The sequence below is a fragment of the Arthrobacter sp. 10N43 genome, assembly GCF_056394525.1.
Genome location: NZ_JBFTIA010000001.1, coordinates 70,665 through 88,989 on the forward strand (window position 1 = coordinate 70,665; position 18,325 = coordinate 88,989).

Sequence of the window (18,325 nt, forward strand, 5' to 3'; positions counted from 1 at the left end):
CGTAGGCCAGCCAAGGATGCACGCGACCGCTGCGTGCGGCGCAAGGCTCCGCCGGTGCCGCGGCCACGGCGCGGGCACTAAGCTGGACAGCAATGAAACTCGTTGATCAGCTCCCCGCCCCGGCCGCCCGAGTCCCCGGCAGGACGGCCCTGGACCCGGACGAGCTCTACACCCGGTTTGTCGAGTGGACCGAGACCCGCGGCCTTGCCCTCTACACCGCCCAGGACGAGGCCATCATGGAGCTGGCCGCCGGCTCCAACGTCATTCTCGCCACACCCACCGGGTCCGGGAAATCCCTTGTGGCCATCGCCGCCCACTTCCAGGCCATGGCCCGCGGAGAGCGCAGCTACTACACCGCGCCGATCAAGGCCCTGGTCTCGGAAAAGTTCTTCGCCCTCTGCGAGATCTTCGGCGCCGAGAACGTCGGCATGATCACCGGCGACTCCGGCGTCAACCAGGACGCTCCGATCATCTGCTGCACCGCCGAAATCCTGGCCAACACCGCCCTGCGCGAAGGCGCTGCTGCGGAGCTGGGCGCTGTCATCATGGACGAGTTCCACTTCTACTCCGACCCGCAGCGCGGCTGGGCGTGGCAGGTGCCGCTGCTCGAACTGCCGCAGGCCCAGTTCCTGCTGATGTCCGCGACGCTCGGCGACGTGAGCCGTTTTGAGGAGGGCATCAGCGAACTGACCGGCCGTCCGACGACGACCGTCAGTTCCGTGGAGCGTCCCATTCCGCTGCACTACTACTACGAGCAGACCCCGGTCCACGAGACCCTTGAAGAGCTGCTCGCCACGAAGCAGGTCCCGGTCTACGTGGTCCACTTCAGCCAGGTGGAGGCGATCGACCGGGCGCAGAACCTGATGAGCATCAACGTCTGCACCCGCGAGGAAAAGGACAAGATTGCCGAGCTGATCGCCGGGTTCCGTTTCGCCGCAGGCTTCGGCAAGACCCTCAACCGGCTGGTCCGGCACGGCATCGGGGTGCACCACGCCGGCATGCTGCCCAAATACCGCCGGCTCGTCGAGCAGCTCGCCCAGGCCGGCCTGCTGAAGGTCATCTGCGGCACGGACACGCTCGGCGTGGGCATCAACGTGCCCATCCGCACGGTGTTGCTCACGGCCCTGAGCAAGTACGACGGCGTCCGCACCCGCCTGCTGAACTCCCGCGAGTTCCACCAGATCGCCGGACGTGCCGGACGTGCAGGCTATGACACCGCCGGAACCGTGGTGGTCCAGGCCCCGGAGCACGTCACCGAGAACGTGAAGGCGATGGCCAAGGCCACGGCCAAGTTCGGCGATGACCAGAAGAAGCTGCGCCAGGTGGTCAAGAAGAAGCCGCCGGAAGGCTTCGTGTCCTGGGGCGAGCCCACCTACAAGCGGCTGGTCGAGTCTGTGCCGGATCCCCTGACGTCGAGTTTCACCGTGACGCACGCGATGCTGATGAACCTCATGGAACGCCCGGGCGACCCGTTCCAGGCCGCGCGCCGGCTGCTCACCGAAAACCACGAGACCCGTCCGGCGCAGCTCCAGCTCATGAAGAAGGCCCTGGGGATCTACCGCGAGCTGCTCGCGGCCGGCGTCGTGGAGCGGATCCCGCCGGAAGAGCAGGGCGCCGACGGCCGCACGGTCCGGCTCACGGTCCACCTGCAGCCCAACTTCGCCCTGAACCAGCCCCTGTCCCCGTTCGCCCTCGCCGCGCTGGAGCTGCTGGATCCGGAGTCCCCGTCGTACGCACTGGACGTCGTGTCCGTGATCGAGGCGACCCTGGAGAAGCCGCGCCAGATCCTGTCGGCACAGCAGAAGAAGGCGCGCGGCGAAGCCATCGCGGCGATGAAGGCCGACGGCATCGAGTACGACCAGCGGATGGCGATGCTCGAGGAGGTCACCTACCCGCAGCCGCTCGTGGAGATCCTCGGCGAGGCCTTCGATGTCTACCGCAAGGCCGCGCCGTGGATCGGCGACTTCGAGCTCACACCCAAATCCGTGGTCCGGGACATGTACGAGCGTGCCATGAACTTCGGCGAATTCGTCCAGTTTTACGGCCTGGCCCGCTCGGAGGGCATCGTGCTGCGCTACCTCGCCGACGGTTTCAAGGCGCTCCGCCAGACCGTCCCGCAGGACGCCCTCCGGGAGGACCTTGAGGACCTGATCGCCTGGCTCGGCGAGCTGGTCCGCCAGGTGGACTCCAGCCTCCTCGACGAATGGGAGGAGCTGACATCCGGCGCGGCGCCCACCCCGCATGACGCTCCCCCGCCCCCGCCGCCGTCGCTGACCTCCAACGTCCGGGCCTTCCGGGTGATGGTGCGCAACGAAATGTTCCGCCGCGTGGAACTGTTCGCCGATGAAGCCGCCACCACCCTGGGCGAACTCGACGCCGGTTCCGGCTGGGACGCGGAGCGCTGGGAAGATGTCCTGGACGACTACTTCGACGAGCACAACGACATTGGCACCGGACCGGACGCCCGCGGCCCGGGACTGCTGATCATCACCGAGGAGCCCGGCGCGTGGAAGGTCCGGCAGATCTTCGACGACCCCGCCCGCAACCACGACTGGGGCATTTCCGCCGAGGTGGATCTGGCGGCCTCGGATGAATCCGGGACCGCCGTCGTCCGCGTCACCGACGTCAACCGGCTCTAGGGCCCCTGCCCGGGCGGCGGCCTGCCGCCTGGGCGCTGCCGGGACCGGAGACCCGCCGCCCGGTCGCGGCGCCGTGACCGATCACACCGCGGGTAAACTCGGATGATGAGTGTAACCCGGCCCGCCACGCCCCAAGACGTCCCTGCCATCCTGCAGATGATCCACGATCTCGCCATCTACGAGAAGGAACCGGACGCGGTCCGGAACACCCCAGAGATGCTCTCCGAGGCACTCTTCGGCGAGAACCCGAGGGTCTTCGCCACGATGGCGGAGAACACGGCCGGTGACGTGCGGGGCTTTGCCCTCTGGTTCCTGAACTACTCCACGTGGGAGGGCGTCCACGGAATTTACCTCGAGGATCTCTACGTCAGGCCGGAGGCACGCGGCGAGGGCCACGGCAAGGCACTGCTGCAGCATCTGGCGGCGACCGCCGTCGACCGCGGCTACGCCCGCGTTGAGTGGAGCGTCCTGGACTGGAATGAGCCCTCCATCAACTTCTACAAGAAGCTTGGCGCAGCGCCAATGGAGGAATGGTCCACCTTCCGCCTGACCGGGGCGGCCCTGGAGGCGTTCGGCGGATCCCTGGCCGGCTCCCGCGGGGAGGCGGCCCGTGGTTGATCTTCCGGCGACGGGGCTCATGGGAGCGTCCCTGCTGGAGGCCCGCTCCAGCGTCCGGCACAGCGTCCGGGCACGCCACACCTACCGCGGCATGCGGACCGCGGAACACTACTTCGAGGTCCCCCTGGACCACTTCAGTGAGGCGGGACGGCGCGGGGAGACCATCTCCGTGTTCGCCCGCGAGTACGTCTCAACAGAGCACAGCGAGGAGGCGGCGGCCGAGCTCCCCTGGCTGCTCTACCTGCAGGGCGGACCCGGCGGGCGCGGAAACCGGTTCCCGTCCCTGGGCGGCTGGAGCAAGGCAGCCGCCAAGGACTTCCGGATCCTCATGCTGGACCAGCGCGGCACCGGCCTGTCCTCGGCGGTGGACCGCAACACGCTGCCCCTGCGCGGCACCCACGCGGAGCAGGCCCAGTACCTGACGCACTTCCGTGCCGACTCGATCGTCGCCGACGCCGAGGCCATCAGGGCCGCCCTGGGCTCCGCCCCGTGGACCATCTACGGCCAGAGCTACGGCGGCTTCTGCGCGCTCAGCTACCTCTCCTTCGCCCCGGAAGGGCTGCGCGCGGTGCTCGTGACGGGCGGCCTTGCTCCGCTGGGCGGCTCCGCGGACCGCGTGTACCGGGCAACGTTCCAGCGGGTCGCGGCCCGGAACGCCGAATACTTTGGCTGGTACCCGGAGGACCGTGCCGCCGTCACCCGGATCGCCAGGCATCTGCGGGAGACGGAGGAGTTCCTGCCCGACGGCGGCCGGCTCACCGTGGAACGGTTCCAGATGGTGGGCTCGTTCCTGGGCGGCAATACCCGGGTGGATGCGCTGCACCACCTGCTCGAGGACGCTTTCGTGGCCACACCCGACGGCGACCGGCTCTCGGACGCCTTCCTGGACCAGGTCCGGGGCCTCGTTTCCCGGGCCGCCAATCCCCTGTACGCGCTGATGCACGAGTCCATCTACGGCCAGGCCGGGGCCACCAACTGGGCCGCCTGGCGTGTGCTGGCGGAGTTCCCCGAGTTCTCCCCCGACACCGGCGAACCGCTGCTGACCGGAGAAATGGTCTACCCCTGGTACTTCGAACAGGACCCGGCCCTGCGCCCGTTGCAGGAGGTGGCACGGCTCCTCGCCGAAAAGGACGACTGGGCGCCGCTTTACGATCCGGACCGGCTGGCCCTGAACACCGTGCCCGTCGCTGCGGCCGTCTACAGCGACGATATCTACGTGGACCGTGAACTTTCCCTGGAGACGGCGGCCGGCGTGCGGGGCTTGAACGTGTGGGAGACGGACGAGTACCACCATGACGGCATCTCGGACGACGGCGAGGCGATCTTCGCGCGCCTGCTGGGGATGGCGCGGTCCCCCCGCCGCTGACCTGGCACTGGCCCGGCTGTTGGCGGCCGGGCACAACAGAACGGCGCTGAACCTGTGGAGGTTCAGCGCCGTTCGTTCTCATGCCGGCCGGCTACCCGGCGGCCCCGGTGCTAGTCGACGTCGCTCAGGCTCTTGTGGGCGTCTTCTTCCAGCCGGGCGTCCAGCTTGGACTTGGACGCCTTGGAGCTGATCAGGCTGGCGATGACGGCGATGATGATGGTGCCGATGATTACCGCCAGTGAGACGTAGGTCGGAATCTCCGGGGCCCACTCGATGTGCTGGCCGCCGTTGATGAAGGGCAGTTCATTGACGTGCATGGCGTGCAGGACCAGCTTCACGCCGATGAACGCCAGGATGACGGACAGGGCGTGCTTGAGGTAGATGAGCCGGTTCATGAGGCCGCCGAGCAGGAAGTACAGCTGGCGCAGCCCCATGAGGGCGAAGATGTTCGCCGTGAAGACGATGAAGGCGCTCTGGGTGAGGCCGAAGATGGCCGGAATGGAGTCGACGGCGAACAGCAGGTCCGTCATGCCGATGGTGACGAAGACGATCAGCATGGGGGTGAAGACCTTCTTGCCGTCCACCACGGTGCGCAGCTTGCCGCCGTCGAACTTCTCGGACATCGGCAGGATCCTGCGGATCCGGGCGATCAGCGGGTTTTCCTTGTCTTCCTCGTCCTCGCCCTCGTCCTGGGCCTGCTTCCAGGCGGTCCAGAGCAGGAAGGCGCCGAAGATGTAGAAGACCCAGCTGAACTGCTCGATCACGATCGAGCCGAGCATGATGAAGATGCCGCGCAGGACCAGGGCAATGATGATGCCCACCATGAGCACTTCCTGTTGGTACTTACGAGGTACCGAGAAGCGCGCCATGATGATGATGAAGACGAAGAGGTTGTCGATGCTCAGGCTGTATTCGGTCACCCAGCCGGCGATGAACTGGCCGCCGAATTCCGGGCCCGTGAAGGCGAACATGGCACCGGCGAACACCAGGGCCAGGGCCACGTAGAACGCGACCCACAACCCGGCTTCTTTCATCGAGGGCTCGTGCGGTCGCTTGAGGACCATCAGCAGGTCGATGGCCAGAATGACGCCCAGGACGACAAACGAGCCGATCTCGAACCACAGGGGAAGGTCGGGCACGGGGAATTACCTTTCGTAGGGTACAGCTCAGCGGTGTAAGTCTCTCCGACCGCCAGCGCGAATCGCTGCCTGGCTGCCCGCTACGCCCGGCACGGCATCTATGCCGCGCGTGTTGACGATCGTAGCGCTTGGGATACTCCCCTACGTGCGTCTGAGTTTACCCTAGGCGTGTCCCGCGGACTGCATTTGGCGCAGTTCCTTCTTCAAGTCCCCCACCTCGTCGCGGAGCCGGGCCGCGAGCTCGAACTGCAGCTCACCGGCTGCGGCGTGCATCTGTTCGGTCAGCTGTTCGATCAGCCCAACGAGGTCCTCCGCCGGTGCGGCCGCGAGCCCGTCCGCGCGGATGAGGGAGGCGCCCTTGCCCTTGCCACGGTTCTTGCCGGCCGCGGCCAGCAGCTCGCGGGTGTCCGCGTCCTCCTTGGCCAGCTGGTCGGTGATGTCCGCGATCTTCTTCCGCAGCGGCTGGGGGTCGATCCCCTTCTCCGTGTTGTAGGCAACCTGGATGGCGCGGCGCCGGTTCGTCTCGTCGATGGCGTGGGCCATCGAGTCGGTGATCCGGTCCGCGTACATGTGCACCTGGCCGGAGACGTTTCGGGCAGCACGCCCGATGGTCTGGATCAGGGAGGTCGAGGAGCGTAGGAAGCCTTCCTTGTCCGCGTCCAGGATGCTGACCAGCGACACTTCCGGGAGGTCGAGGCCTTCACGGAGCAGGTTGATGCCGACGAGGACGTCGAAGACACCCATCCGCAGTTCGCGCAGGAGTTCCACGCGGCGCAGCGTGTCGACGTCGGAGTGCAGGTATTCCACCTTCACGCCGTGGCCCAGCAGGTAGTCGGTGAGGTCCTCGGCCATCCGCTTGGTCAGGGTGGTGACCAGGACACGCTCGTTCTTCGCGGTGCGGATCCGGATTTCGCCCAGCAGGTCATCGATCTGGCCCTTCGTGGGCTTGACGACCACCTCGGGGTCGATCAGGCCGGTGGGACGGATGATCTGCTGGACGAAGCCGTCGGACTTGCCGAGCTCGTACTTGCCCGGGGTCGCGGACAGGTAGACCGTCTGGCCTACGCGCTGGAGGAACTCATCCCATTTCAGCGGGCGGTTGTCCATCGCGGAAGGCAGCCGGAAGCCGTGGTCCACCAGCGACCGCTTGCGGGACATGTCGCCCTCATACATGGCGCCGATCTGCGGGACGGTGACGTGCGATTCGTCGATCACCAGGAGGAAGTCGTCCGGGAAGTAGTCGATGAGGCAGTGCGGTGCCGTTCCGCGGTCGCGTCCGTCGATGTGCAGCGAATAGTTCTCGATGCCGTTGCAGAAGCCCATCTGCTGCATCATTTCAAGGTCGTAGGTGGTCCGCATCCGCAGCCGCTGGGCCTCGACCAGCTTGTTCTGGCTTTCGAGGACCTGGAGCCTTTCGGCGAGTTCGTCCTCGATCCTCTTGATCGCACGGCTCATCCGCTCGGGCCCGGCCACGTAGTGCGAGGCCGGGAAGACGTACATCTCGGTTTCATCCCGGATGACTTCGCCGGTCAGGGGGTGCAGGGTATGGATGTTCTCGATCTCATCGCCGAAGAACTCGATCCGGATCGCCAGTTCCTCGTACATCGGGATGATTTCCACGGTGTCGCCGCGGACCCGGAACGTGCCGCGGTGGAAGTCCATGTCGTTGCGGGTGTACTGCATGGCGACGAACTTCCGGAGCAGGTCGTCGCGGTTCATCTCCGCTCCCTTGCGGAGGGTCACCATGCCGGCAATGTATTCTTCCGGCGTGCCGAGGCCGTAGATGCAGGACACCGTGGCCACCACAATGACGTCGCGGCGGGTCAGGAGCGCATTGGTGGCGGAGTGCCGGAGCCGTTCCACTTCCTCGTTGACGGAGGAGTCCTTCTCGATGAAGGTGTCCGTCTGGGCGACGTAGGCCTCGGGCTGGTAGTAGTCGTAATAGGAGACGAAATACTCCACCGCATTATTGGGCAGCAATTCGCGGAATTCATTGGCCAACTGCGCTGCCAGGGTCTTGTTCTGCACCAGCACCAGGGTGGGGCGCTGAACCTGCTCGATCAGCCACGCCGTGGTGGCGCTCTTGCCGGTGCCGGTGGCGCCAAGCAGCACCACGTCCTTCTCGCCGTTCCTGATGCGCTCCGTCAGTTCGGCGATGGCGGCCGGCTGGTCGCCTGCGGGCTGGAACTCGCTGATGACCTCGAAGGGTGCCACGACACGGTTGATTTCCTGGGCAAGGCTCATGTATCTAATCTACCGCCGGGCACCGACAGGAAATCCTCATTCAGCTTTGGGCGGTACCAGGGCCGGCCCGGGCGCTGGAACCGCCGCGGGCGCAGGGGTGGCAGTGGTGGCCGCGCCAGCACCGCCGTCGTCCATTCCGCCGTCGTCCATTTCCTGGACGCCGTACGGCCGCGGCTGCCAGCCCGTGCGCAGGACCCATGCTTCCATCCGCGGCGCAGCGTATTCGGTGAACCAGCCTTCCTTGTCCGCCGCGTAGGCGGCAGTGGACTTGTCCGCCTCGTGCAGCCCGGCTACCCGCCGCTTCTCGGCGACGTAGTCGGCTCTGGCCCCGGCATCGGCGCGGAGCCAGTCCCGGAAGCACAGGGCGTAACGCCAGCCGGGCGAGCCGGCCGCGCGGATATGAAGATTCGCCGCCCGGCCGGGATCGGCGTTGCCGTGCAGCCGCTTGCCCCACGCGGCGGGGTCCGGATGGGAGGGCTTGGGGTTGTCCGAAATGATGCCGGGCCAGCGCGGGAATCCCGCCTGGGCCAGCAGCGGCGCGATCCGGTCCGCGTCGTCGAGGTTCCGGACACTGAGCTGGAGGTCGATCACGTCTTTGGCGTCGAGTCCCGGGACGGCGGTGGACCCGATATGGTCCACGGCCAGGACGTCCTGCGGAACGGCGCTATGTAGCCGGGCAATCAGGCGGCCGGCTTGGGCCGCCCAGGCCGGATCGGCGGGTGCGAGGACCGGCCCGCCCGTCCGCGGTACGATTCTTTGTTCCTTGAGGTTCAGCGCGAAGGGAGCCAGCCGGTCCTCCCACAGCGCATCGACCGCGTGCCGAAGTACTTCCGGAGTGCCCGAATTGTCCAGCACGACGTCCGCGGCAGCCAGCCGGTCCTCCCGGCTCGCCTGGGCGGCCATCCGGGCATGGGCTTCCCCGACGGTCATGTTGCGGTGTTCGGCCATGCGCTGGACCCGGACGTCATCCGGGGCATCCACCACCAGCACCAGGTGGAAGTTCTTCCCCTGCCCGGTCTCGACCAGCAGGGGGATGTCCTGGACCACGACGGCGCCCGCCGGGGCGGCGGCGACAACCGCCGCGGCGCGCTCCCGCACCAGGGGATGGATGATCCCGTTGAGCACGGCCAGGCGCTCCGGGTCACCGAACACCAGGGCACCCAGCCGGGGCCGGTCCAGCCGGCCGTCCGGCGTCAGGATCGCGGCACCGAAGGCCTCGACCACACGCCCCAGCCCGGGCGTACCGGGCTCCACAACCTCCCGGGCCAGCGCGTCGGCGTCGACAAGCACCGCGCCGAGCTCGCTCAGGCGCGCGGCAACCATTGACTTCCCCGAGGCGATTCCGCCGGTCAACCCGATCTTCAACACCTCACCAGACTAAACTGAACCGGTGGCAGATGCGGCGGATGACCCCGAGAGCAGGACGGCCATCTACACCACCCTTGCCGCGGGGTCCGAATTCCGCCACGAAATCGAGGTCAAGCGGTCCCGCTTCATCACCGTCCTGGCCCGAACGGCCGACGAGGATGCCGCCCGGGCCGTCCTGGGCCGCCTGCGCCGGGAATTCCATGACGCACGCCACCACTGCTCGGCCTTCGTCCTCGGCCCCGACCGGGACGTGCAGCGGTCCAACGACGACGGCGAACCCTCCGGCACCGCGGGCATCCCCATGCTTGAGGCGCTGCTGAAACGGGAAACCCTTCCCGGCGTGGCCGACCTCAGCGACGTCACCGCGGTCGTGGTGCGCTACTTCGGCGGCATTCTCCTGGGCGCCGGCGGCCTGGTGCGCGCGTATTCCGAATCTGTGTCCAGCACTCTGGCGCTCGCGCCGCTGTTGCGGCGGCGCCGCTTGCGTATCTGTTCCGTGCGGGTGGGGCACGCCGTGGCCGGGCGACTCGAGAACGATCTGCGCGCCGCGGGTTATGTCATGGCCGAAACCGGCTACGAGGCGCAGACTACTGTCCTGAGGCTTGCGCTGCCGGACGACCCGGATGAGCTGGCCCGGGCCGCGGCCCGCGTGGCCGCCATGTCAGCCGGCAGCGCCTCGCTGTTGCCCGGAGAATCGGAGTGGATCGATGTCCCCATTGGCTAAGACGGTGCCCGCGGTCGCGCTGCTCGACGTCGGCGAAGCCGTTCTTGCGGAGCTCCTGGAACTAGCCCTCCGGGACGCCGACGCCGACGAGGTCACCCCGCCGCTGGGCACCACCGCCGGCTGGAATGCCGAACGGATCACCTGGTTCCGCGAATTCCACCGCGCCTCTGCGGCCGGGCTGGACGGTCCCGCGGGGCAGAAGAGCTGGGCCATCAGCTGCGACGGGCAGCTTGCAGGCTCAGTGCGCTTGAAACGGACGGAGACGGGGCCGGGGCAAGGTGGTGCTGGTTGCGGGGTCGGTGAAGCGGCAGGGGTTGGCGGCGGGGCGCTGGAGACCGGAATCTGGCTCGCCCGAAGCTTCCGCGGTCGCGGCGTAGGCCGCGAGGCGCTGCGGCAGGTGAAAGCTCGGGCCGTATCGGCCGGGGCGGCCGTCCTGGTGGCCGACACCACGGCCGGCAATGTCGGCGCCCTCGCGTTGCTGAAGTCCGCGGGGGCCGAACTTGTGCCCGGTGAAGCCTCGCAGACGGAGACGGAGACGGAGGCCGCGTCGGAGACGGTCAAGGGCAGGATCCCGCTGCCCTGACGGCACTGCGCCCGACCGGGCCTCGCCCCGCCTCGCCTCCGCAACAGTGGACATGCCCTCCCCGAGCCGACACAAATGGGCCCAAGCACCTCATGCCCGACCGGCGAACCGGGGAATGGACATGTCCTCCGTTCGGCAGACCTATTGTTCCGTCTGGCGCCTATTGGGACTGGGCTATTTCCCAGATGTGTCCAGCAGGGTCGCGGAAGCACGCTGTGCGGATACCCCACGGTCGATCCATTGGGCCATTGAGCAGTTCAACGCCGCGGCGGGACAACTCGGCGCACATCGCATCGACGTCGTCCACTTCGATGGTGAACTGCATTCGCGCACCGGAAGCCGCGCTGGCCACTGAGGCCGGCTGGATGAGTTCGGGAGCTTCGGAAACGCTGAGCAGGTTGATCAACGTGTTCTCGAACTTGAAGACGGCAGAGACCTCGTCCTTGAAAATGAGCGGCAGGCCGAAGACTGCCGCATAGAAGCCCTTGGTGGTGGCCAGGTCCTCGACAAATAGTGTGATGGCACCAATGCCACGCGGCCACGAACCGTCGGCCCTAAGTATGTCCTGCGATTCAACAGCCCCTGAAGTGTCAGCCATGGAAGTCCCCTCATCGTCGGCCGCGAATATCTCAACCTGCCGAGTTTGCACTCAGAGCCGGGCACCCGTCAAGGAATCCCTAACGTGATGTGCCGTGGGCTGACGCCAGCACTCGGCAGCGGGACAGCTCTTGCTGCCCGAAGATGGGGTTTGCAGGCCGCGGACTGGACATGTCCGGCAGGGCGCGCCGAACAATGGACATGTCCAGCGGCAAGGGCATGACTCGGGCGCCCACCACTGGACATGTCCCCCGCCCCGAACCAGGACTGGGCACAAAACCCATGTGCCCACGGGCAAGCCCCAAAAATGGGCATGTCCCCCGGGGAACGCGCCGAGGACTGGACATGTCCGGAGGCAGGGGTGAGGCCCGGTTCCCACCACTGGACATGTCCCTCGCACCGAACCAGGACTGGGCACAATACCCATATGCCCACGGGCAAACCCCAAAAATGGGCATGTCCCCCCGGGGGAGGGTTGCAAAAAATGGACATGTCCAGCGGTGAAGGCGGCCGAGGGGCATGTCCTCACAATGATCCGCGCAAAGCAAAGGTGGCCGCCCCGAGGGGGCGGCCACCTTTGCTGAACTGTACTGCTGTGCACCGTGACGGTGCGGCTTCAAGCTACAAACTGCCTGGTCTCAGGGAAAGGACTCCCCGAGGCGCAAGGGCAATTAGTTGCCGGTCAGCTTCTCGCGCAGAGCGGCAAGAGCCTCGTCCGAAGCAAGCGTGCCTGCACCGGTCTCGGTTGCAGCCGGCTCGGAGGAGTAGCTGGTGGTGCCGGAGTCGCTCTCGCCGGACGTTGCAGCTGCAGCGTCGTCGGCAGCGTGCTGGGCAACCTGCTTCTTGTGTGCTTCCCAGCGGGTCTGGGCGTCAGCGTACTGCTGCTCCCAGGCGGCGCGCTGGTTCTCGTAGCCTTCAAGCCACTCGTTGGACTCCGGGTCGAAGCCCTCCGGGTACTTGTAGTTGCCCTCTTCGTCGTACTCAGCGGCCATGCCGTAGAGTGCCGGATCGAATTCGGTGCTGTCGGCGTCGACGCCCTCGTTGGCCTGCTTGAGGGAGAGCGAGATACGGCGGCGCTCGAGGTCGATGTCGATGACCTTGACGAACAGCTCGTCACCAACGGAGACAACCTGCTCGGCCAGCTCAACGTGGCGCACTGCGAGCTCGGAGATGTGGACCAGGCCTTCGATGCCGTCTTCAACGCGAACGAACGCGCCGAACGGAACCAGCTTGGTGACCTTACCCGGAACAACCTGGCCGAGGGCGTGGGTGCGGGCGAAGGTCTGCCACGGATCTTCCTGCGTAGCCTTGAGCGACAGGGAGACGCGCTCGCGGTCCAGGTCGACCTCGAGAACCTCGACGGTGACTTCCTGGCCAACTTCGACAACCTCGGACGGGTGGTCGATGTGCTTCCAGGACAGCTCGGAAACGTGAACCAGGCCGTCTACGCCGCCCAGGTCCACGAAGGCACCGAAGTTGACGATGGAGGAAACGACGCCGGGACGAACCTGGCCCTTTTCCAGCTTGTTGAGGAACGTGGAGCGGACCTCGGACTGGGTCTGCTCGAGCCATGCACGGCGGGAAAGAACAACGTTGTTGCGGTTCTTGTCCAGCTCGATGATCTTGGCTTCGATCTGCTGACCGATGTACGGAGCAAGGTCGCGCACACGGCGCATCTCGACGAGGGATGCGGGCAGGAAGCCGCGCAGACCGATGTCGAGGATAAGACCACCCTTGACAACCTCGATGACGGTACCGGTGACAACACCGTCTTCTTCCTTGACCTTCTCGATGTCGCCCCAGGCACGCTCGTACTGAGCACGCTTCTTGGAGAGGATCAGGCGGCCTTCTTTGTCTTCCTTGGTGAGCACCAGGGCTTCGACCTGATCGCCAACGGAGACGACGTCTCCGGGGTCAACGTCGTGCTTGATGGAAAGCTCGCGGGAGGGAATGACACCTTCGGTCTTGTAACCGATGTCGAGCAGAACTTCGTCGCGGTCGACCTTGACGACGGTACCTTCGACGAGATCTCCGTCGTTGAAGTACTTGATGGTGGCGTCGACAGCTGCGAGGAAGTCCTCAGCGGTACCGATGTCGTTAATGGCGACTACGGGGGTACCGGGCTTCTCGGTGGAGGTGATGGTCATGTAGTAGGGGCTCCGTTGTGGATAGTTAGTCGGTCAGGCAAACCGCTTCGCCCGCATTATGGAATGCAGGCCAAGAACACGGCTTCACAACAAGTGATCCGCCGGGTCATCCTGATTTTGTGGATTGTAGATGCGCGCACGTAGTACACGCCCGTTTAGTCTAGTCGTTTACGTGAACGCCGGTCAAAGCGCGTGGCGCCTTGCGCGCCGCGACCGGGACCGGACCTCTAGAAGTGCGTGAGGCAGTGCGGTGAGCGTTCGACGGCGAACATGAGCCGTGCCGTCAACGCCGCCCCGGCGGTGTGTTCAGTGATCCGGCCGGCGGCCGTCAAGGTCACCGGGCAGACGGCGCCCAGATAGATGGAGCCCAGGTCCGCGACATCCAGCGACAGGTCCGGCTCGGCGTCCGGAGCCGGCGTCACCGTGGCCTCTCCCCCGCTCACCGTCAGGGCGAAGGTGCCGGCCGCGAAGCCAAGACTGTCCCGTACGGCGAAGGCCAGGGTGCCGTCGGCCGAATAGCGCCGGGCACCCAGCACCCGGGCCGGTTCCAGGATCCGCAGCCACAGCATGTCCCGGTGGTCTGAGGCCTCGACGCAGCGGGGATCCTCCAGCGCCCAGGCCAGGGGGTCGTCCATCGGCGCTTCCTGCCAGCTAATCCGGTCTACGAGGTCGATGCTGCCGAGGAACTGCCACAGCTCCAGGTAGGCGGCGTCGGTCGCGGCCACGAGGTCCAGGATCTCCATGGTGTACGGCTTGGCGTCCCACCCGGCGAACTTGTACGAGACGTACCCGTCCACGGTGCCGGCCGCGTCGTAGTGCAGGGCACAGCGGATGGCCTCGTCTTCGCTGCCGTCGCGGCCCAGGGTGCCCGAGGACCGCAGCCGGTACGCTTCCTGTCGCGAAATTGATCCGGGCATGGAAGCCTGGACCCGCGCAAAGACCTGGGGTGCCAGGTCCAGCAGGACCTTGCGGTCGGCGATCTCCACCGAGCCGACCGCCGCATGGCGCAGGCGGAAGCGCGGCCCGGTGTCGACCTTGACGCTGCGCTCGAAGGTGGCCACCCCGTAGCCGAACCGGCCGTAGATGGACGCCTCGGAGGCGGTGAGGGCCGCCAGCGCGACGCCGTCGGCCTTGGCCGCCGTGAGGTCCTCGGTCATCATCCGCCGCAGCAGTCCCTGCCGGCGGTGGGTCCCGCGCACCGTGACGGCCGTGACGAGCTGGGCTTGAAGCTGCCGGCCGTAGCCGACGTTCAGGTCCTTGCGCAGCGTGGCGAAGGTCGCCACCGGGACGTCGGCCGCCAGGGAGTGCGCGGCGACGCCGTCGGCCTGGTAGACGCCGGTCATCTCCCGGTTGTCCATGAGGTACATGGCCATGATCTTGTCCACGAAGTCGTCTTTGCGCGGTTCCTCATAGAAGCCGATCCCGACTCCCCGCAGCCACGCTGTGCCCTGCGCATAGTCCGCCGAGTCCTTCTCGACCGCGCGGAACCGCCTGAGTTCGTACTTATCTGCCACGTGCTTCTCCCCCTGAGAATCCTGAAAATCCTGACGTTCCGGCGGCGCCGGAACCGATAAAAGTTAGTGCCCCGCCTCGTACCAGCTGGTGCCGACGCCGATCTGGACGTCCAGCGGAACGCTGAGGTCCGCAGCCGAGCCCATTTGCTCGGTCACGAGCTTCTCCACGACCTCACGCTCGCCGTTGGCTACCTCGAGGACCAGTTCGTCATGGACCTGCAGGAGCATGCGCGATTTGAGGCCCTGGGCCGCCAGCTCGGCGTGAACGCCCAGCATGGCCCGCTTGATGATGTCAGCCGCCGATCCCTGGATCGGCGAGTTCAGCGCAATGCGCTCCGCGTTCTCGCGCAGCTGGCGGTCTGTGCTGGTGAGGTCCGGGAGGTAACGGCGGCGGCCCTCGATGGTCGCGGTGTAGCCGTCGACCCGGGCCTGGTCCACCACGCCGCGCAGGTAGTCGCGGACGGCGCCGAAGCGGTCGAAGTAGTCCTTCATGAGCGTCCGCGCCTCGTCAACGGAGATCTCCAGCTGCTTGGACAGGCCGAACGAGGTCAGGCCGTACGCGAGGCCATAGGACATCGCCTTGACCTTGGAGCGCATGGCACTGGTCACCTGGTCGGTGGGCACGTGGAAGATGTTCGAGCCCACGAACCGGTGCAGGTCTTCGCCGTCCCGGTACGCCTGGATCAGGCCCTCGTCCCCCGAGAGGTGGGCCATGATGCGCATTTCGATCTGCGAGTAGTCGGCGGACAGCAGGCACTCGTAGCCTTCACTGACCACAAAAATCCCGCGGACGCGCCGGCCTTCCTCGCTGCGGATCGGGATGTTCTGCAGGTTGGGATTGTTCGAGGAGATCCGGCCCGTGGCTGCGACGTTCTGCGCGTATGTGGTGTGGATCCGCCCGTCGTCCGTCACGGACTTCTTGAGCGACTCGAGCATCTGGCGCAGCTTCGAGGACTCGCGGTGCGCCATCAGCTGGACCAGGAATTCGTGCCCGGTCTTCTCCAGCAGGTTCTTGAGTGACGCGGCGTCGGTGGTGTAGCCGGACTTGATCTTCTTGGTCTTCGGCAGCTCCAGTTCCTCGAACAGCACGGTCTGGAGCTGCTTCGGCGAACCGAGGTTGACCTCGTGGCCGATCGCGGCGAAGGCGAGCTCCTGGGCGTTGTCGATCACCTTGGCGAGGTCCGACAGCTGTTCGTCCATGCGGGACATGTCGATCGCGATTCCAGCGAGTTCCATGTCGGCGAGGACACGGCTGACTGGCAGCTCCAGGGTGCTCAGCAGGTCCTCGGCCTTGCGTTCCTTCAGTTCCGCTTCGAAGAAGCGGCTCAGGGCCCCGACCACTGCGGCCACGTGGACCAGCGCGCCGGCCGCTTCGGCGTCATCGCCGTCGAACGCCAGCTCAAGCTGGCCGGCCTTGGCGGCCTCGGTGGAAACGGAGATGTTGAGGTGATGCTGCGCCAGCTCGGCGAGCTCGTAGCTGCGGCGGTCGGGCTGGATGAGGTAGCCGGAGATGGAGGTGTCATCCACCACGCCCTCCAGTTCCAATCCCCGGGCGGTGAGTGCCTTCAGCGCGGCCTTGAAACCGTGCAGCACCTTCGGCGCGTGGGCGTCACGCAGCCAGGCTGCCAGGACGTTCTCGGCGGCGGCGTCCTGGCTGGCCAGGTCGAGGTAGACGGCGGCGTCGTCACGGACGATCGCCACCGCGGCGGCGTCCTCGCCGATCCGGCCGGGCACCAGATCGACCGCCACAGCGGAGCGCTTCCCGGCGCCGGCCGCGAAGAAGGCGGTCAGCTCGGCGGCGTCCGCAGGAATGACGAAGTCCGGGGTGTCCAGGCTCTCCCGCTCCGATTCGGTGACTTCGCTGCCATAGAGGGCAAAGAGCCGGGTGCGGATGGTCTTGAATTCGAGGGCGTCGAACAGCTCCTCGAGGGCATCCTGGTCCGGCCGCGGATCCGCGAGCTCGTCCAGGGTGACCGGCAGGTCCAGATCGGTGTGCAGCCTGTTGAGCCGCCGGTTGCGCTTGACGTCCTCAACATTTTCGCGGAGGGAATCCCCTACTTTTCCGCCGATCGCATCAAGGTTCTCCAGGACCCCCTCGAGTCCGCCGTAGAGGTTGATCCACTTGGCTGCCGTCTTGGGGCCGACGCCGGGAACGCCCGGGAGGTTGTCCGCGGTCTCTCCCACCAGGGCGGCGAGATCCGAGTACTGGGCGGGGCTGACGAAATACTTCTCCTGGATGGCGTCCGCGTCCATCCTGGGAATGTCGCTCACGCCCTTCCTGGGGTAGAGCACGAACACGTTGTCCGTGATGAGCTGGAAAGCATCTCGGTCCCCCGATACCAGCAGCACCTCGTAACCCGCCTTTTCACCCATGGCCGCGAGCGTGGCCAGGATGTCGTCCGCTTCCCAGCCGGGCATCTTGATGGTCTTGATGCCCCATGCGCCCATGACCTTGTCGATGAGGTCGATCTGGCCGCTCATTTCGCGGGGGGTCTCGTTGCGTCCGCCCTTGTACTCGCTGTACTCGGCCTTGCGGTGGGTGGTGTCGTCGGAGACGTCGAATGCCACGGCCACGTGGGTGGGCTTTTGTTCCTTGATCAGGTTGATCAGCATGGATGTGAAGCCGTGGACGGCGTTGGTGTGCTGCCCCGTGGCGGTGGAGAACTTGTCCGCGGGCAGGGCGAAGAACGCCCGGAACGCCATGGAGTGTCCGTCCAGCACGAGAAGTCGCGGCTGGTCCGTGATGGGAATCACGGGAGCCTCGGTGGCGGAAACCGACGCCGCGGCCCGGGTGGATGTTCGGGCGGGCTTGGCCGCAAGCACTGATTCCGGTTCAGTTGCCGGGAGGAGGTCTGTTGCAGATGGGGCAGGGGCCGGTTTGGTAGTTTCGCTCACAGGTGCCAGCCTAGTTGCCATGATGGACAATTTCACGCCCGGCCCCTTCGCGGCCGAGCTCGCGGCGGCCGGTGTTCCCGAGGAAATGCACGATTGGCTGGGCCAGTACGGCGTCGGCGCCCTCGTGGTGAAGATGGGGATCCGCTTCCTTGAACTGAGTCCGGAGCGCACCGTGGCCACAATGCCGGTGGAGGGGAACACCCAGGTGGCCGGGATCCTGCATGGCGGGGCACACGTGGTCCTGGCCGAGACGCTGGGCTCTTTCGCGGCGGGCATGCACGCCGGCCCGAACCGGCAGGCACTGGGCATCGAGGTCGGGGCGACGCACCACCGGGCGATCTCCGAGGGCACCGTCACAGGCACCTGCACGGCAATCCACCTGGGCCGGACCCTCACCACGCATGAGATCGTCATGACCGATGAGAGCGGCCGCCGGCTCTCCACCGCCCGGATCACGAACCTGATCCGCGACACAGAGCGCTAGGCGAGCC

13 protein-coding genes are annotated in these 18,325 nt (G+C 66.5%); 6 read left to right on the top strand and 7 right to left on the bottom strand.

Translation table 11 applies throughout. The features are described from left to right. Positions 1–92 precede the first annotated feature (92 nt). The 3 genes from AC1DDO_RS00335 to AC1DDO_RS00345 all read left to right on the top strand — a co-directional run bounded on the left by AC1DDO_RS00335 (position 93) and on the right by AC1DDO_RS00345 (position 4,623). Positions 93–2,639 carry a DEAD/DEAH box helicase gene (locus AC1DDO_RS00335; RefSeq protein WP_476971157.1) on the top strand — a complete coding sequence of 849 codons (2,547 nt, stop codon included), beginning with the start codon at positions 93–95 and terminating at the stop codon, positions 2,637–2,639. 105 nt (positions 2,640–2,744) lie between these two features. Continuing rightward, the gene (locus tag AC1DDO_RS00340) at positions 2,745–3,257 is read left to right on the top strand and encodes an N-acetyltransferase family protein (RefSeq protein WP_476971369.1); all 513 of its coding nucleotides are present in this window, start codon (positions 2,745–2,747) and stop codon (positions 3,255–3,257) included. A gap of 19 nt (positions 3,258–3,276) precedes the next feature. Continuing rightward, positions 3,277–4,623, top strand: coding sequence for an alpha/beta fold hydrolase (locus tag AC1DDO_RS00345; protein ID WP_476971370.1), 1,347 nt, complete (start codon positions 3,277–3,279; stop codon positions 4,621–4,623). A gap of 110 nt (positions 4,624–4,733) precedes the next feature. Here AC1DDO_RS00345 and AC1DDO_RS00350 read toward each other — a convergent pair whose 3' ends face one another. From AC1DDO_RS00350 to coaE, 3 genes are all read right to left on the bottom strand, one after another. Continuing rightward, on the bottom strand, positions 4,734–5,762 hold the full coding sequence (locus AC1DDO_RS00350; protein WP_476971158.1) for a TerC family protein: 1,029 nt from the start codon (positions 5,760–5,762) through the stop codon (positions 4,734–4,736). Positions 5,763–5,924: 162 nt separating this feature from the next. Further along, positions 5,925–8,006 carry an excinuclease ABC subunit UvrB gene (gene uvrB / locus AC1DDO_RS00355; protein ID WP_476971159.1) on the bottom strand — a complete coding sequence of 694 codons (2,082 nt, stop codon included), beginning with the start codon at positions 8,004–8,006 and terminating at the stop codon, positions 5,925–5,927. 36 nt (positions 8,007–8,042) lie between these two features. Further along, positions 8,043–9,374 (bottom strand): dephospho-CoA kinase, encoded by a 1,332-nt coding sequence (coaE, locus tag AC1DDO_RS00360; RefSeq protein ID WP_476971160.1) that lies wholly within the window; start codon positions 9,372–9,374, stop codon positions 8,043–8,045. Positions 9,375–9,396: 22 nt separating this feature from the next. On the opposite strand from coaE, the gene AC1DDO_RS00365 reads away from it, so the two are divergent. Together AC1DDO_RS00365 and AC1DDO_RS00370 are read left to right on the top strand one after the other, a co-directional pair. Beyond that, complete coding sequence (locus AC1DDO_RS00365; RefSeq protein ID WP_476971161.1) at positions 9,397–10,098, top strand: IMPACT family protein; 702 nt, start codon at positions 9,397–9,399, stop codon at positions 10,096–10,098. Continuing rightward, on the top strand, positions 10,082–10,681 hold the full coding sequence (locus tag AC1DDO_RS00370) for a GNAT family N-acetyltransferase (protein ID WP_476971162.1): 600 nt from the start codon (positions 10,082–10,084) through the stop codon (positions 10,679–10,681). Before AC1DDO_RS00365 ends, AC1DDO_RS00370 begins: the two co-directional genes overlap by 17 nt. Before the next feature lie 160 nt (positions 10,682–10,841). Here AC1DDO_RS00370 and AC1DDO_RS00375 read toward each other — a convergent pair whose 3' ends face one another. From AC1DDO_RS00375 to polA, 4 genes are all read right to left on the bottom strand, one after another. Next, the gene (locus AC1DDO_RS00375) at positions 10,842–11,279 is read right to left on the bottom strand and encodes a VOC family protein (protein WP_476971163.1); all 438 of its coding nucleotides are present in this window, start codon (positions 11,277–11,279) and stop codon (positions 10,842–10,844) included. Between the two features lie 670 nt (positions 11,280–11,949). After that, positions 11,950–13,425, bottom strand: a complete 1,476-nt coding sequence (gene rpsA / locus AC1DDO_RS00380) for a 30S ribosomal protein S1 (RefSeq protein WP_026537355.1) — start codon at positions 13,423–13,425, stop codon at positions 11,950–11,952. Positions 13,426–13,652: 227 nt separating this feature from the next. Beyond that, on the bottom strand, positions 13,653–14,939 hold the full coding sequence (locus tag AC1DDO_RS00385) for a GNAT family N-acetyltransferase (protein WP_476971164.1): 1,287 nt from the start codon (positions 14,937–14,939) through the stop codon (positions 13,653–13,655). Positions 14,940–15,002: 63 nt separating this feature from the next. Continuing rightward, positions 15,003–17,855: a DNA polymerase I gene (gene polA / locus AC1DDO_RS00390; RefSeq protein ID WP_476866252.1), complete on the bottom strand. Its 2,853-nt coding sequence runs from the start codon at positions 17,853–17,855 to the stop codon at positions 15,003–15,005. Here polA and AC1DDO_RS00395 point away from each other — a divergent pair. Next, on the top strand, positions 17,854–18,318 hold the full coding sequence (locus AC1DDO_RS00395) for a hotdog fold thioesterase (protein ID WP_441408561.1): 465 nt from the start codon (positions 17,854–17,856) through the stop codon (positions 18,316–18,318). The two genes, polA and AC1DDO_RS00395, sit on opposite strands and share 2 nt — an antisense overlap. Positions 18,319–18,325 lie beyond the last annotated feature (7 nt).